Here is a 15,915-nt window from a genome sequence, read left to right as displayed (position 1 = left end):
GGGGCGGTGACCCAACTGACTAGCAGTTGTTGTCGTTATGAGGGCTCAAAACGACAACAACTGCTAGTCAGTTGGGCGGGCCGGGCGGGATTAGGGCTGGGTTTGCTGGCCGGCGACTGCAGGGTCAAGAGTCTCGATAGGGGCGCCCTTGATGGCTTTTCCCCGGCGGCTGAGGACGACCATGAGGATCGAGGAAAGGAGCATGAAGCCACCCACCACGAACATGGGCACCACGTAGCTTCCCGTCCAGTCCTTGAGCCAACCCGTGATGTAGCCGGCGCTGAAGCCTGCGAGGTTGCCGACGGTGTTGATCAGCGCGATTCCGGCTGCGGCCGCCGCCCCGGTGAGGAACTGCGTGGGCACCGTCCAGAAGTTCGGCAGGGCCGCGAAAATGGACATGGCGGTGATGGTGATGACGGCGATCGTCGCGGCCGGGGACCCTGCGAACAGCGCCAACGGAATGCTGACGGCGCCGGTCAGTGCGGGAAGCGCGATGTGCCACGTCTTGACGCCGCGCTTGGTGGCGTCCCTGGACCAGAAGTACAGGGCGACGGCGGCAGGCAAGTACGGGATGGCCGTGATGAGGCCTTGCTGGAAGACATCGAATTTCGTGCCGAACTGGGACTCGAAACCCTTGATGATGGTCGGCAGGAAGAAGCCGAGGGCATAGAGGCCGTAAATGAAGCCGAAGTAGATCAGGGAAAGCATCCAAACGCGGCCGTTGCCGAACACGGTGCGGACGCTGACGTGCTTGTTGCTGGCAGAAGTCGCCGCCTTTTCCTTTTCGAGCGCACCGGTCAGCCAGGTCTTTTCCTCCGACGTCAGCCACTTGGCCTTGGCGGGGGAGTCTGCCAGGTAGAACCAGGAGATGACGCCGATGGCGATCGCCGGGATGGCGACACCGAAGAACATGAACCGCCAGCCCTCAAGGCCGAAGAACACGCCGTGCTGCTGGATCAACGCTCCGGCCAGTGGAGCGCCGATCACCGTGGTCAACGGCTGTGCCAAGTAGAAGAGGGCGAGGATCTTGCTTCGGTGTTTTGCGGGGACCCAGAGGCTCAGGAAGAGGATGGCGCCGGGGAAGAATCCGGCTTCCGCCACACCCAGAATGAAGCGCAGGACGTAGAGCTGGTCCACGTTGCCCACCCAGGTGAACACGAGGGACACAATGCCCCAGCTGACCATGATTCGGGCCAGCCAGCGGCGCGCGCCGAACTTGTGCAAAGCAAGGTTGCTGGGAACCTCCAGCAGGATGTAGCCGATGAAGAAAACTCCGGACGCGAAACCGAACTGCGCTGCGGAGAGCGCCAGGTCCTTGTTCATGCCGTTCGGGCCGGCGAACGAGATGGCCGTCCGGTCCAGGTAATTGATGAAGAACATCAAGGCGACGAACGGCACCAGCCGGATCGCGACTTTCTTGATGGCCGATCTTTCGACCACCGATTGTGTGGTGTCCACATTGACTCCTAGAGGTTGCCGGAGCGCGTTGTCCTTCTGTGGACCAGGCGGCTCGGGTTTTCTTAGTGCCGATCCGTGGACTTCGATGCCTCAGGACCGAGCTAAGCGTGTGATAAAAACCATAAACCCCAGGGAGTAAATTGGTCAACCGGTTGACTGATCTTAATTTTCGCGCGCCGGATTCACGTGACCCCCGCACCTACGAATTCGGTGCGGGAGAAATTGGTCATCCGGTTGCTACGCTGTGAAGATGTCAGCGAATTCCGCCGCCGCAGCGGCCCATATGACGGCAGCCCTTGCTCCGATGGAGCACGGCTCCGTCGTCTCCGAGGTCGCCGAGAGGTTGCTCGCGTACTTCACCAGCGGCGACATAGCGGCGGGAACCCGGCTCCCGGCCGAGCGCCAATTGGCGGCTTCGCTCGGCGTCGGGCGTTCGGCGGTTCGCGAGGCGTTGGCCGCGTTGGAAATCCTCGGCATCGTCATCGTCCGGCCGGGGTCCGGAACCTATTTGCGCGACGGCGTCTCCGAACTTCTGCCCCGCACCCTCAGTTGGGGACTCATGCTCGGCGAGCCGCGCACACGCGAACTCGTGGAGCTGCGCAGTGGATTGGAGGTCCAAGCGGTTCAGTTGGCCGCGGCCCGCATTACCGACGAGGCCCTGGAGCGCATGCGAGCCAACCTTGATTCGATGGAGGCCGGGCTGGATAACCTCGCGGTTTTCGTCGAGGCCGACGCCGCGTTCCATAAGGAAATCGCGTCCGCTTCCGGGAACCAGGTCCTCCAGGAACTCCTGCAGAGCATTAGGTCGCTCTTGCGAATCTGGGTGGACCGGGCACTGACCGATGAAGGCCATGCCGCCGCCGCGCTCGCCGAGCATCGCGCGATCTTCAAGGCGCTCGAGTCCCGGGACGCCGCCTTGGTGACAGAGGCCATGGTCTCGCACATGGGCACAGCGTCCCGCCGCCTGCTGGCGGGCTACGACGCCGCCCAATAGCTCGGCCCCTGGGCGTTTCGCCCCAGGACAACACACGAGACGTGGTGGCGGGATTCGAACCCGCGTGCGCTGCTTTGCAGGCAGCTCCCTGGCCTCTCGGGTACACCACGTGCATCGAGGTTAGGCAGGCCGCGGCGCGCCAACCAATAATGGTTTCGAAACCTTTCGCCTGGTTGCGTGGCGTTGCTCCAAGTGACCTACCGCGACGCGAACCGCAGCGCGTGAGTTCTCAAATATTGGTCAACCGGTTGACTCATCGCATGACGCCCATCACAATTGATTCCGACCCCGCTTCCTTCTGTCCCCGCTGCAAAGGCCCGCTGTGCTCAACGACGAAAACCACTCCAGGCTATTCGCCCCATCGGAAACGGTGGAAGCCGCAGCCTGGCGGGCCGAGCTACGCAACGATGAACTCTCGGACATCACGTTCAACGGCATGCCAGTACTGCGGGCCATTCGCGCAGTGGTCCGCGACCACGACTGGCGCACCCTCGTGCCCACGGTCAGCAGGGTCGCGCAACACTCCCGCGACGGCGGTGTCACCCTCCTGCTCGACATCGACTTCGCCGGTTTCGGCTCCAGCTACACCGGCGAGCTCGCCATCCACTTCACGAAGAACAGCGTCAAAGTGACGTTCGACGGCGTCGCTCCCGCTGCCTTCCGCAGCAACCGGATCGGACTCGTGGTGCTGCACCGCCCCGACGACGCCGGCCGCGCGGTGACCATCGGCAGTCCCGGTGGCGCCAGCACGCCGTCGTTCTTCCCCGTGGACATCAGTCCGCACCAGCCCTTCATGGACCTTTCTTCCATGGAGTGGGAGCGCGACGGAACCCGGTTCAGGCTCGACTTCCACGGCGACGTCTTCGAGACCGAAGACCAACGGAACTGGACAGACGCTTCCTTCAAGACGTACAGCACGCCGCTGTCCAAGCCGTTTCCGGTGGAAGTTTCCGCCGGCGATCGCGTCCACCAGTCGGTGCTCCTGACGGTGACTTCCGGGTCCGCGACGGCGGTTCCGCGGCCGGCCTCGAAAGGCGTCTTCACGGTGCTCGACGGCGGCACGGCCCGGGTGCCGGCGCTTTCGCTTTCGGCCACCTCGGCCACAGCACCCAGAACCCGTTCCGAGCCCATCCCCGGCCTGGACGCCCTGCTTCTGGAGCTGGCACCCGGACCGGACAATGAGCGCACGGTCCGTGGGGCCGCGGATGAGGCAACGGACCTGAACGTTCCGCTGGATGTGCGGCTCTCCGTCGATTCGCCGCAGCGCATCGGGGAACTCCTCGAGCTCCTGCCCTTGGACAAGGTGCTGCGGCTCGCGGTGTTCGACGCTTCCAGCCACGTCACGGAGCCGGAGCTCTGGGCTGAACTCAGGGATGAGGCTCGGCGGCGCGAATTTAGCGGTGCACTGCTTGCCGGAGCGCGGTCGCACTTCACCGAGCTGAACCGCAGCGCGGATCGCCTCCCCCCGGACGCCGACGCCATGTCCTTCAGCATCACGCCGCAAATGCACGCCACCGAAGTGCCGCACGTCGTGGAGACCCTGCCGATGCAGCGTCTTGTCGCGCTCAATGCCCTCCGGATCGGCCCGGGGCGGCCGCTGCACCTCGGCCCGGTGACCCTGAAGGCGCGGTTCAACGCCGTCGCCACAGAGGGTGACGATGCGGCAGCCGAAGCCATGGCCACGGACCCGCTGCAGCCCGAGGGTTTCACGGCCGCTTGGCTGCTGGGCAGCATCGCAGCGCTCAGCGTTCCCGGCGTCGAATCCGTCAGCTATTTCGAGGCAACGGGACCGCGCGGTATCCGTGAACGCGGCGGCCTCACGCCCGCGGGCGAGCTGCTGGCCGCCCTCGCCGCCGTGCGCGGGTGCGAGGTCCTCGAGGTAGCTGGCGAGGTGCCCGGCGTCGTGCTGTATCCCGTGCGCGACGGCGGCCGGACGGTTTTGTTTGCCGCCAACCTCACTGCCCAAGCGCTGAGCGTCGTCGTCCGGCTCCCGGGTAGCCACACCACCAATCTTGAATTTGAGCCGTGGACTGCAGTTGTCCGCCGCGTCGACTGAACTGAAAGAGGAACAACAATGAGCAAACGGCTGGACGGCAAGACCGCCCTTGTCACGGGAGCAGGCTCCGGCATCGGGCTGGCCGTGGCCCAGCGTTTCGTCGCCGAAGGCGCCCGCGTGTACTTCGCCGACATCAACCTGGAAGCCGCCGAGAAGGCTGCCGCTGTCACGGGATCAGCCCTCGCACAGGCTTTGCGCATGGATATCTCGGACGAAGCCAGCGTCATTGCGGCCTACGCTGCCGTGGCGGAAGACGGACCGCTCGACGTCGTCGTGGCCAATGCCGGGGTGCAGTTGTTCGGGCAGGACGCCCGTGTCGGGGACCTGGACTTGGCGGTTTGGGAAAAAACCGTCGCCATCAACCAGCGCGGGGCCTTCCTCACACTCAAGCACGCAGTCCGGGCCATGGAAGGCCGTGGCGGATCGATCATTTGTACCGGCAGTCCCACCGCGGTGGTGGCCTGCGGGCAGACCTTCACCGCGTACACGAGTTCCAAGGCCGGGGTGCATGGCTTGGCCAGGGTAGTGGCGGCTGACTATGCCGCAGCCGGAATCCGGGTCAACACCGTAGTGCCCGGTTACACCGAGACCCCGCTCGTGCAGACCATCGCGGACGATCCCGTGAGCCGTGCCGGCCTGGTCAACTCCACGATGCTCGGCCGGCCCGGAGCCGCGGCCGACGTCGAGGGCATCATGGTGTTCCTCGCCAGCGACGAGTCCGCCTACGCCACGGGCGGTCTGTTTACCGTGGACGGTGGCCTGACGGCGCTGTGACGCCTGAGCCCCCGGCCCGCCGCCGTCGCCGCCCAACTAGCTAGCAGTAGATGTCGTTTAGACGGCTCATAACGACAACTACTGCTAGTCAGTTGGGCTGGGTGTTCTCGGCGGCGGGCCTCTCGCTGGGGCGCGCGTACTTATTCCATAGGGCGTCCACGGTTCCGGGCAGGTCGATGGTCGGATCGATCGCCCACTGGGACTGGAGGCCGTCGGAGAGGGCCAGAAGCATGCGTGCCACCACTGCGGCGTCGGCTTCCGGATCGAACAGGCCCGCCTTCTGGCGCCGTTCAATGTCCCGGGTCACCCTGCTGTGGATCACCACGTCGCGGTCCAGGAAATACTCATGGCACGGGTGCTCCGGTTCAACAGCCTCGGCCTGGAGCCTGACATAGAGTTGCACCAGACCAGGCACTTCCACGTTGTGATGCGCCAGCTTGATGATGAGCGGAGGTTCGCCAAGGTCCGACGAGGGGGTAAGGATCTCGCGGTTGACCTCATCACGCTTCCGGAGGACTTCCGCGAGCAGCTTTTCCTTGGTGTCGAAGTGGTGGAGGAGGCCGGCCTGCGTCATGCCTACCTCGACAGCAATGTCCCGCAAGATCGTCGCGCCGTAGCCGTTGCGCCCAATGACGTCCAGGGCACTGCGGAGAATATTCTCCTTGGTCGCCCGTCCACGCGCGTAGGAACCCCTTCGGGGCCGGACTTCGGGACTCTTCACCGTCATAGCTCCATCCCATATCCACACTCGTACAGGGCATCCTCCACGTCTCCAGGGACGTCAGGTCGTGATGCTATCACCGACGCCTCGGAGCGAGGAAGCTGGAACGGCAAGCGTCCCTCCGGACGCACCGCACCCGTCAGCGCTTGCAGGACAGCCGCGTCCGAAGCACCGTAAACCGCCGCGATGGCGGCGCTGTGTGGCTCCAGCGGTGTGAGGACCGCCGGCCTGTCCAAATGGGCAACCACGACGACGGGAACCGCCTCGGCGAGCCAGCCCACTGTCTTGATAGTCTCGGCGTCGAATTCCAAGCTCCCGGCATGGAAGCTGGACTCAAGCATGTACTGGTCACGGAAATCGAAGGGGGCGCTGACCCGTACGATGGCGACGTCGGCGCCTTCGGCGTTGACTGCGCGTTTCAGTCCGGCCAGGGCCAGCGCTTCCGGGGAGACTTCCCGGGAGAACACCCGAGTGCCGGGACGAAGCGGCAGGATCGGCCGCGGGGCGGAAACAGCACCGCCGCCGTGGGCCGCAGAATTCTTCAGCAGCGTCACCGATCGGGCCTGGGCACGAGTGCCCGCATGGACAAATTCAGGAAGTGCCGTCCGTTGCGCTGCCATGGATTCATCCACGTAGGGGTCATCGAACAGGCCGAGCTGGAACTTCACGCTGAGCAGCCTGCGGACGGACTCGTCGATCCGTTCTTCGCTGACCCGTCCCTGGCGGACCAGGTCCACCACCACTTCCGGGCACTCTTCGCCGCCCAACTGGTCGCAGCCGGCGTCGATGATCTTCAACACCCGGTCCTCGACGGAAAGGTGCTCGACGCCCCATGCGCGCGGCGGCAACTGCCGTCCGTGAAGGCGGGATTCAGTGACCAGCCCCCAGTCGGTGCACACGACGCCGGTGTACCCGAGTTTCTCGCGGAGGAGGCCCTGGATGATCTGCCGGTTGTAGCCGAAGCCAACCTCCTCAACCGGCTCGCCGTCGAGCTCCAGGCCCATCGGCATTCCGTAGTACGGCATGATCGCGGACACCCCCCGGGAGATGGCCCGGCGGAACGGCTCCAGGTGGTAGTCGAACATGCCGCCTGGGTAGACCTGCTCCCGTCCATACGGGAAGTGGGCATCCTCGCCGTTCAGTTGAGGACCGCCGCCCGGGAAGTGCTTGGCCATGCAGGCGACGCTGCCGCCGTCGAGCGCTTCACCCTCAAAACCGTCCAGGTACGCCAAAGCCAGCCGAGACACAAGGCCGGCGTCCTGCCCAAAGGTTCCGTACTGGCGGGCCCACCGGGGCTCCGTGGCCAGGTCAATGGTCGGGTGCAGCGCGGCGCGAATTCCGACGGCGGTGTACTCCTTGCGGGCGATGCCGGCGAATTCGCGGACCAGCTCTTCGTCTCCGATCGCCGCCATGCCGAGCGGCTCGGGCCACGCGGAGAAGTGGATCGCCGTGAACGACGCTCCCCAGTTTTCGGCGAAGGAATGCCGGGGATCGGTGGAGAGCGTCACGGGGATACCGTGCGGAGTGTCTGCTGCACGCCTCTGCAGCTCGTTCACCCACTTTGCTGCGAGCCTGGGCTCGGGGAGGAAATGGACGTTGATGTGGTTGATGAGTTTGTCCCCAACGAGCTCGGCTGCGCCGGAGCGGCCCGCGCGTGGCGCGTCGTCGTCAAGCGAGCCGCTCTCGGTGGCGCTGGCCATCGTGTGGAACATGAGTCCGGCCTTCTCCTCGAGCGACAATCGGCCTATGAGGTCCTCAACCCGCTCCTGCACAGGCCGCCGCGGATCCTCGTATGGATCCATGACCCCGTTGCCGTTCAGGTCGCGGAAGGGTACCCCGTCCGGGCTCTGCTTGAATTCGTCTCCTATCGCCACGCTCATGCTGCCGGCTCCGCAGCGGCCGCCACCAACTGGCGCCGGGCTTCCCGCCGCTCGCGTTGCTGGGTGGGATGGGGCACCGGCGCGGACATGAACAGTTTTCGGGTGTAGGGGTGCACGGGCTCGGACGTCACTTGCTCCGCCCGGCCGTGTTCGACGATCCTCCCCTTGTAGAGGACGATCACGTTGTGGCTGATGTGCCGAATGAGGCTGAGGTCGTGGGACACAAACAGGTAGGACACTCCTGTGCTCTCCTGGATTTCGACGAGGAGGTCCAGGACCCGTGCCTGTGTGGTGAGGTCCAGCGCGGACACGGGCTCGTCGCAGACAATGAGACGGGGCTCGACGGCGATCGCACGCGCTATGGCGATGCGCTGGCGTTGGCCGCCGGAGAATTCCCGCGGCAGGCGGCTCCCTGCATCCGAGGGCAAGTGGACGCTGTCCAGGAGGCCCCGGATCTTCTGGATGGCGTCTTTTTTGCTCGTGCCCAGGATAGTGAGTGGCTCGGCGAGGATGTCCTCCACGGTCATGGACGGGTTCAGCGAAGTGTAGGGATCCTGGAAGACAACCTGAATGTCCCTGCTGAGTGCCCGCCGTTCAGTGCGGCAGGCCTGTGTGATGTCTTTGCCATCGAAGGTGATCCGGCCAGCGGTGGGTTTGACCAGGCCGAGGATGGACCGCCCGATTGTCGTCTTGCCCGAGCCGGATTCCCCCACGAGGCCCAGGGTCTCGCCGGGGCGGAGGGAGAATGAGATGTCTTCGAGGGCGCGGAAAGCAGGCTTCCGGCCCTGGCCGGGGTACTCCACGGCCAGGCCGTCCACCTCGAGGAGGCGCTTGTTGTTCGGCATCGCTTACTCCCTGCCATAGGTCGGGGACGTCATTGCGTCGTTGGTGAAATGTACGTCGTCATCGAACGGATACGGGCGGGCCGCGCCGTCCTCCAGCATGGAATGGAGCAGCTTGCGTGTGTACTCATGATCCGGATCGGTGAGGATCTTCTCGACTTCGTCCATCTCCACTATGCGGCCGGCCTGCATGACCGCCACCTTGTTGCAGATATCGGCCACGACGCCGAAGTTGTGGGTCACAAGGACTACCGCCATTCCGGTTTCCAGCTGCAGGTCGCGGAGCAAGTCCAGGACTTCCGCCTGGACGGTGACGTCCAGTGCCGTGGTCGGCTCGTCGGCGATGAGCAGGCGCGGGTTGCAGGACACAGCGCCGGCGATCAAGACGCGCTGCGCCATGCCGCCGGAGATCTCATGCGGGTAGGACTTGAACGTCTTCTCCGGGTCTGCGATGCCCACGCGGGCCAACAGGGCAAGGGCGCGCTTCTCGGCGTCCTGCTTGGACAGGCCAAGCCGACTCCGCATGGGGACTGTGAGTTGGTAGCCGATCCGGAAAGACGGGTCCAGGTTGCTCATGGGCTCCTGCGGGACGTAGGCGATGTCGGTGCCTCGAAGTATCCCCCGTGCCGCCTTCCCCAGCGCGGTGAGTTCCTTGCCGTCGAACATGATCGAGCCGCCACTGGCGCTGCCGCCGTCGGGCAACAGGCCCAGGATGGCGAAGGCCGTCTGGGTCTTGCCGGAGCCGGATTCACCCACGAGTCCCAGCACTTCGCCGGGCCCCACGTGGAAGCTGACGCCGTGGACCACTTCTTTCTGCGTGGCACCGGTACCGTAGGCCACTTTGAGGCCTTGGACGGACAGGAGCGCCTCTTTCGGGTGCTCTGTGGCGAGTGCCGCTGCCGCCGTCGTCGAGCTGCCTGCCGCCTGTACGGCAACCGGCGCGGCAGCCTTCGGAGCTTTTGCCGCACGCCCGCTCGTGCCGGAGTGTCCGCGTTCCTCGAGGGCGTCGCGGAGGGAGTTGCCGAAGAGGACCAGAGCCATGCACATGAGGCCGACGGCCAGGCTCGGCCAAAGGATCAGGGATGGGTTGAGGGCGATCTTACGGAAGCCCTCGTTGAGCATATTGCCCCAGGATGGGACAGAATTGTCGCTGACGCCGAGGAACTCGAGCCCGGCCTGGATCGCGACGGCGATGCTGGCCACTCGGGCGGCCTGGATGATGACGGGTGCGCGGACAACCGTGAGGATGTGCCGGAGGATAATCCGTGCGTCGCTCAGTCCCGAGACGCGTGCGGCGTCGACGTAGAGTTCGTTCTTCACCGCCTGCACGGCGCCGCGGACCACCCGGTAGAAGCTGGGGGCCAGGTGCACGCCGAAAATGGTCATTGCGATCCAAACGGAGGGGCCGACGACGGCGCGCACCGCCAGCAGGATGACGATGCCGGGGAGTGCCATGTTGAGGTTGTTGAACCACGACGAGGCGGTGTCGAACCAGCCCCCGTAATAGCCCGCGACCAGTCCGGCGGACACCCCGATAACGAGTGCGACCGCCAGGGCGATGGCGGCGCCGAGCAGGTTTACCCGGCTGCCCCAGAGGAGACGGCTCAGGGTGTCCCGGCCAGAGCCGTCCGTGCCCAGGAGGTGTCGTCCGCTTGGCGGTTGCATCGCTTCCCTGAGGTTGACCGCGTTTGGATCGAGCAGGCTAAGCAGCGGCACGACGATCGCGATGACGATGATCACTGCGAGGACGATGCAGGATGCCAGGCCGAGGGGATTCCGAAGGAAGCGCCGGACCAGGCCCGGGCGGGCAACCACGGGTTCGACGCCGGTGGGGACTTCTGTCGCGAGGGTCATGACAGGCGCACTTTCGGATTGAGCCACGCGACGAGGACGTCGACGAGGAGATTGACGATGACGATGATGAGCACGACGGCGAGCACTACCCCGATGACGAGAGGCAAGTCGGTGCGGCTGGTCGCCTCGACGGCCAGCGAGCCAAGGCCCGGGAGGGCGAAGACCGACTCGATGACGACTGCGCCACCCAAGATGCCGACTACCTGCACTGCGAGGGTCGTGAGGCCGTTGGTGGACGCGTTGCGTAGGACGCTGGTGAGGATGATCCGCCGTTCGGAGAGCCCCCGGCTGCGCACCGTGCGGATGTAGTCGTGGCGAAGCACCTCCAGCGTGGCGCTTCGGACCTGCGTGGCGACTCCGGCGACGCCCCCAATCGTGAGGGCGATCACCGGCAAAGTGATGGCCCGGACCCAACCGCTGGGCGATTCCGTCAAGGGGATGAAGCCCGTGGCCGGGAACCATTTCAGCTGGATGGCGAAGTACGTTACAAGGAACAGCGCCACGATGAAGGATGGCAGTGCGTCCCCGAGCGTGGCGAGGATCTGCAGCGTGCGGTCCACCCATCCCTTCCGGACTGCGGCGTAGATGCCCGCAGCGAAGGCCAACACGCCGGTCAACAAGGTCACGACGATTACCAGACTGAGCGTCACCGGCAGCCTGACCATGAGGGTGCTCCACACCGAAGCGCTGCCGAAGTAGGAAGCGCCGAGGTCGCCGCCCAAGGCCTTCATCAGCCAAGTGAAGTACTGGACGAGCAGGGGCTGATCCAACCCAAGTTCGTGGTTCTTGAGGGCCACCTGGGCCTCTGAAGCGTTCTCCCCGAGGATGTTGCGGGCGATGTCGCCGGCCGCCGGATAGAGCAGCACATAAGCCAGGAACGACACAGCCAAGAGAAGGACCACCGCGGACAGTAGCCGCCGTAGTAAGAAAATGGTCACCTTGGACTCCTTGGTCAGGGTGCAGGTCAGGTCTGGAGCGGAGAAGCGGGTGCCGGGGCTCCAGCCCCGGCACCCTCGTTGCTACTTGCCCGTGGGCTTGTAGTTGTAGATAGACGGAACTGCTTGCTCGGCCTGGTTCTCTACGGCGACCTTGTCGTTGTGGTAGAAAAACTGCTCGAGGCGGTACAGGGGGCTGAACCAGTGCTGGTCAATGAGGTACTGGTTGAGTTGCTTGGCTGCGTCGCCTGCGGTCTTTTCGTCGCCAGTCTGAACCTTTTGGATCAGGGCGTTCAGCTCAGGGGTCTGGGACTTCAGCGGGTTGTACGGAGCATTGGGCGCAATGAGCAGCTGGATGTTCCGCCAGTCGTCCCGCTGCACGAGGCTCATGTAGGAAACAGCGAAGTCGCCCCGCAGCATTGACGGGATTGCCTGGCCGGGCCCCCATTGGTGCCGGACCACCTTGACACCGATCGCCTTCCAGTTCTGCTCTATGGAGTCGTAGATGGCGGGGTCGAAGACCGGGCTGATCGGCAGCGTCACGGTCATGTTCTCGGCGCCGGCATCCTTGAGGAGCTGCTTTGCGCGTGCGGGATCGTACTTGTAGGCGCCGTCGAGGCTTGCATCGTAGGCCGCGACATTAGGGCGGAAGGTCTGGCTCGTCAGCTGGCCCTTGCCCAGTGCGACAGCCTGCAGGAGGGCGTCACGGTCGATAGCCAGGGTTAGGGCTTCGCGGACGCGGGGATCCTTGAGTTCGGGTGTCATGGTCCCGTTGCGGTCGAAGAAGAAGATGCCCTCCCAGTTCGTCGAATACGGCTGGTGCAAAAGCCCGGCCGATTCGGCGTCGGTTGCAGACGCCGCCCGAGCGAGTATTGCGGCGTCAATCTGGCCTGACTTCAGGGCGTTCAGGCGTGCGGTCTCGTCTGTCAGGATCTGGAACTCGACTTTGTCATACGGCAGCTTGTCACCCCAGTAGGAATCGTTCCGCTTGTACGAGATCTTGGATCCCGCCACAGTGTTGGCGGTATCCAGGATGTAGGGGCCCGTGCCTACCGGGTTGGTCTTGATTCCCGGTGTCTCCAGCGCGTTGGGGGCGCCCATGTAGCCAGCGGCATTCGTCAGTGAGTATGGGATTCCGGGATCCGCCGCTGACAGCTTCAGTACCGCGGTGGTCGGGTCGGGAGTTGTCACGGACGCGACGGACTTCAAGGAGCTGGCCAGTGGGCCGTTGGCCTTTTTGAAGTGCTCCACGTTGGCTTTCACTGCAGCTGAGTCAAAGACCTCGCCGTCGCTGAATTTGACGCCTGTGCGCAGCTTCAGGGTGTAGCTGAGTTTGTCGGCGCTCGCCTCCCATGAGGTGGCAAGCATCGGACTCAACGTGCCGTCCGGGTTGAGCTTGATCAGGGGATCGTAGGCGGCTTGGTAGACCGGGGCCAAGTGGCCTTCGTTGGCCTGTGCCGGGTCGTAGCTGGTCGGCTCCTGCAGGGAACCGATTCGAAGCAGGGGTGCGGTGGCGGGTCCAGCCTGCGTCTGCTGTGTTTGCGTTGACGTGCCGCCGCAGGCGGTGAACGCCAGGACCGAGACGACGGCGGTCACCACCGTCGGTACAAGCCGGCTCTTGATGCCCATCATTCCTCTTCCTAAGACTCCGTTGTGGTTAGGGTCGGCACCGAATAAGCATGTGCCGCTCGTCACATGCTAAATTGAATTAAGCATTCAGCGCAAGGCGTGACGCTCAAGGCCTGAAACGCAGGTCACAGTTGCAGCCGAATCCGAAATCGAATTTTGTTTCCACTCCAAAGCTGCGTAAACCCGCTAGGTAGCCAGCAATGACCGACGACGAAGTGAGGATCATGAACCAGGAAGTCACCGCCTTTGAAGCCGCCGTGGGGCGAATCAGGGGAGGATCCCATCCGCACGCTGAAGCCACGGCGCTGTACGAAGAGTTGAGCGGCGACGAAAGGCTCGGACTGCTCGACGGCGACACTCCCTTTTGGGATGGCATGGCCGAGATTTCGCGTGGATACAACCAGCGCCCCTATGTCCACGGAGAAGTAGCCCGCTTGGGTGTTCCTGGCATCCGCTTCGTTGACGGTCCCCGCGGTTGCGTCCCTGGACAAGGTACGGCGTTCCCCGTTTCGATGGCGCGGGGAGCCACCTGGGATCCGGCCTTGGAGGAGAAGGTGGGTGAGGCCATCGGCCGGGAAGTCCGCGCACAGGGCGGGAACCTCTTTGGCGGCGTGTGCATCAACTTGCCGCGGCATCCCGCGTGGGGTCGGGCGCAGGAGACATACGGCGACGATCCCCACCACTTGGGCGAGTTCGGGGCGGCCCTGACGCGGGGGGTCCAGAAGTACGCCATGGCGTGCGTGAAGCACTTTGCCGTGAACTCCATGGAGAACGCGCGGTTCCATGTGGATGTAACCGTCGACGAGGCAACGCTCCACGAGATGTACCTGCCGCATTTCAAGCGCTCGATCAAAGAGGGTGCCGCGGCGATCATGACTGCGTACAACTCAGTTAACGGGGATTGGTGTGGCCAGAACACCTACCTCCTCACCGACGTGCTGCGCGATCAGTGGGCCTGGGACGGCATCACCGGGAGCGACTTCATCTTCGGCCTGCGCGACGCGGCTGCCTCCCTCAATGCGGGGCTCGATGTCGAAGAACCATTCTCCCAAGTCCGCGGGATGCACTTGCGCAAGGCGTTGGAGGATGGGCACACCTCTTGGGAGTACGTGGAACGTGCCGGATTGCGCCTGCTGACGGTCCAGCTCAGATCCTACGCGCAGCGGATTGAACATGAGCCGCCGCTCACGGTGATGGCTAGCGGGGAGCACCGCGCCCTGGCTCGAGAGGTAGCGGCCCGTGCCATGGTGCTCCTGAAAAATGACAACATCGGCGCCTCGGCAGTCCTGCCCTTGGACCCGGACGCGGTCCACAGCCTCGCCGTGATCGGACGATTGGCTGTCCGGCCGAACATGGGAGACCTCGGGTCATCCAACGTCCACCCGCCGAACTCCACGACGCCGCTCGAAGGCATCCGCGCCGCGTTCCCCGGAGCAAGAATCGTCTTTGTGGACCAGGACGATCCGGAGGCCGCCGAGAAGGCGGCCCGGGACGCCGACGTCGCGATCGTCGTCGTCGGCTTTGACGAGAGGGATGAGGGCGAATTCATCGGAGCCGGCACGCTGACCGACCCTGAACTGCTGGGGCTTTTCCCGCCGCGGCCGGCCGGCGTCGAAATGCCGAAACCCAAGAAGGGCGCCGGGATGACCGCGGGCGAAGGCTATGGAGGGGACAGAACTTCCCTCCGGCTGCGTCCCGTCGATGAGGAGATCATCCGTGCCGTGAGTGCAGCGAATCCACGCACTGTGGTGAATGTCGTGGCCGCTGGCGCCGTCATCTCCGAAAACTGGCGCCACGACGTGCCGGCGATCGTCATGATGTGGTACCCGGGAATGGAAGGCGGCCATGCCTTGGCCGATGTCCTCACCGGTGCCCACAACCCATCAGGCCGTCTTCCGTACTCCATCCCCACCTCGGAGGAGCACCTTCCGGCCTTCGACCGCGATGCACATGCGATGACCTACGACCGGTGGCACGGCCAGCGGCTGCTGAACAAACTTGGCGTGGAAGCGGCCTTCCCCCATGGATTCGGGCTGTCCTACACCACCTTCGGCATCCGGGAAGGAAGCGTTACATTGGGCACTGGGGGAGTCTCCGTATATGCCAAGGTTGCGAACACTGGCGCGCGCGACGGACACCACGTAGTGCAGGTCTATGGACAGCGCACGGACGGCATTCATGCCGGCGAATGGTTGCTTGCGGGGTTCCTGAGCGTGTTCGTCCCGTCGGGCGGGACAGTCGACGTGGCCGTTCCGGTTTCGCTCGAAGCCCTGGGCTCCTGGAACCCGGCCACGAAGACCATCGAGGCACCTTCGGTCACGTCGTTGACCTTCAGGGTCGGCGCCCACGCCGAAGATCCCCAGGCCCTCCACCTGGCAGTCACCGCCTAGGCTGCCCATTCGGCTGCAGCCACGTCCCTTACTCCACGAGAACCTGAGAAGGCAACGATGACCACCTACACTGCGAAATCCCCGCTCATCGCCGTAATGCGCCATTCCGAAGGGAACCGGATCGTCAAGGAGCGGGTCCCCTCCCTTGTCAATAGTCCGCTGCTGCACACGCTCTACTTCCATGAGGTGGGCACCATCCTCGGAACCGAGCCGGGGCTCCGTGGGAAGCCCAGGGAAACCGCGGAAATCCTGCGCCTCCTCGGCGAGTTGGAACCCGAGGATCTTGCAGCCCAGCGGGCCGCCGAGGCGGCGGCCGATCTTCCCGCCCCGGCTGGGGACTATGAGCCCGGCTCAGTGGTGCGCGGCAGTGCGGTTGCCGCGT

12 protein-coding genes and 1 tRNA gene are annotated in these 15,915 nt (G+C 64.6%); 5 read left to right on the top strand and 8 right to left on the bottom strand.

Annotated features, from left to right (window positions below; translation table 11 throughout):
* Nucleotides 1-90: 90 nt before the first annotated feature.
* Nucleotides 91-1,458, bottom strand: coding sequence for an MFS transporter (locus tag QRN51_RS13885; RefSeq protein ID WP_059388458.1), 1,368 nt, complete (start codon nt 1,456-1,458; stop codon nt 91-93).
* Nucleotides 1,459-1,708: 250 nt separating this feature from the next.
* Between QRN51_RS13885 and QRN51_RS13880 the strand changes: the two genes are divergently transcribed.
* Nucleotides 1,709-2,452: a FadR/GntR family transcriptional regulator gene (locus QRN51_RS13880; protein ID WP_284990431.1), complete on the top strand. Its 744-nt coding sequence runs from the start codon at nt 1,709-1,711 to the stop codon at nt 2,450-2,452.
* Between the two features lie 39 nt (nt 2,453-2,491).
* Here QRN51_RS13880 and QRN51_RS13875 read toward each other — a convergent pair.
* A tRNA-Cys gene (locus tag QRN51_RS13875) sits at nt 2,492-2,562 on the bottom strand.
* A 212-nt stretch (nt 2,563-2,774) separates the two neighbouring features.
* Between QRN51_RS13875 and QRN51_RS13870 the strand changes: the two genes are divergently transcribed.
* Nucleotides 2,775-4,508 carry a D-apionate lactonase family protein gene (locus QRN51_RS13870; RefSeq protein WP_284990430.1) on the top strand — a complete coding sequence of 578 codons (1,734 nt, stop codon included), beginning with the start codon at nt 2,775-2,777 and terminating at the stop codon, nt 4,506-4,508.
* Nucleotides 4,509-4,526: 18 nt separating this feature from the next.
* Nucleotides 4,527-5,282 (top strand): SDR family NAD(P)-dependent oxidoreductase, encoded by a 756-nt coding sequence (locus QRN51_RS13865; protein ID WP_284990429.1) that lies wholly within the window; start codon nt 4,527-4,529, stop codon nt 5,280-5,282.
* A gap of 88 nt (nt 5,283-5,370) precedes the next feature.
* On the opposite strand, the gene QRN51_RS13860 is transcribed toward QRN51_RS13865, so the two are convergent.
* The 6 genes from QRN51_RS13860 to QRN51_RS13835 form a co-directional block, all read right to left on the bottom strand.
* Nucleotides 5,371-6,003 (bottom strand): TetR family transcriptional regulator, encoded by a 633-nt coding sequence (locus tag QRN51_RS13860; RefSeq protein WP_284990428.1) that lies wholly within the window; start codon nt 6,001-6,003, stop codon nt 5,371-5,373.
* Between the two features lie 2 nt (nt 6,004-6,005).
* Nucleotides 6,006-7,883, bottom strand: a complete 1,878-nt coding sequence (locus QRN51_RS13855) for a glycoside hydrolase family 3 protein (protein ID WP_284990427.1) — start codon at nt 7,881-7,883, stop codon at nt 6,006-6,008.
* Complete coding sequence (locus QRN51_RS13850; RefSeq protein ID WP_284990426.1) at nt 7,880-8,728, bottom strand: ATP-binding cassette domain-containing protein; 849 nt, start codon at nt 8,726-8,728, stop codon at nt 7,880-7,882. Before QRN51_RS13850 ends, QRN51_RS13855 begins: the two co-directional genes overlap by 4 nt.
* Before the next feature lie 3 nt (nt 8,729-8,731).
* Nucleotides 8,732-10,579: a dipeptide/oligopeptide/nickel ABC transporter permease/ATP-binding protein gene (locus tag QRN51_RS13845; RefSeq protein ID WP_284990425.1), complete on the bottom strand. Its 1,848-nt coding sequence runs from the start codon at nt 10,577-10,579 to the stop codon at nt 8,732-8,734.
* Nucleotides 10,576-11,517 (bottom strand): ABC transporter permease, encoded by a 942-nt coding sequence (locus QRN51_RS13840; protein ID WP_284990424.1) that lies wholly within the window; start codon nt 11,515-11,517, stop codon nt 10,576-10,578. The genes QRN51_RS13845 and QRN51_RS13840 overlap by 4 nt, the downstream gene beginning before the upstream one ends.
* Before the next feature lie 81 nt (nt 11,518-11,598).
* Nucleotides 11,599-13,146, bottom strand: coding sequence for an ABC transporter substrate-binding protein (locus tag QRN51_RS13835; protein WP_284990423.1), 1,548 nt, complete (start codon nt 13,144-13,146; stop codon nt 11,599-11,601).
* A 197-nt stretch (nt 13,147-13,343) separates the two neighbouring features.
* Here QRN51_RS13835 and QRN51_RS13830 point away from each other — a divergent pair, with 197 nt between their 5' ends.
* On the top strand, nt 13,344-15,533 hold the full coding sequence (locus QRN51_RS13830; RefSeq protein WP_284990422.1) for a glycoside hydrolase family 3 protein: 2,190 nt from the start codon (nt 13,344-13,346) through the stop codon (nt 15,531-15,533).
* Nucleotides 15,534-15,590: 57 nt separating this feature from the next.
* Nucleotides 15,591-15,915 (top strand): hypothetical protein (locus QRN51_RS13825; RefSeq protein ID WP_284990421.1); only part of this gene is annotated, 325 nt, incomplete at its 3' end.

The organism is Arthrobacter sp. efr-133-TYG-120 (assembly GCF_030209785.1).
Lineage (GTDB): Bacteria > Actinomycetota > Actinomycetes > Actinomycetales > Micrococcaceae > Arthrobacter.
This window is presented reverse-complemented; position numbering and strand designations above follow the sequence as displayed.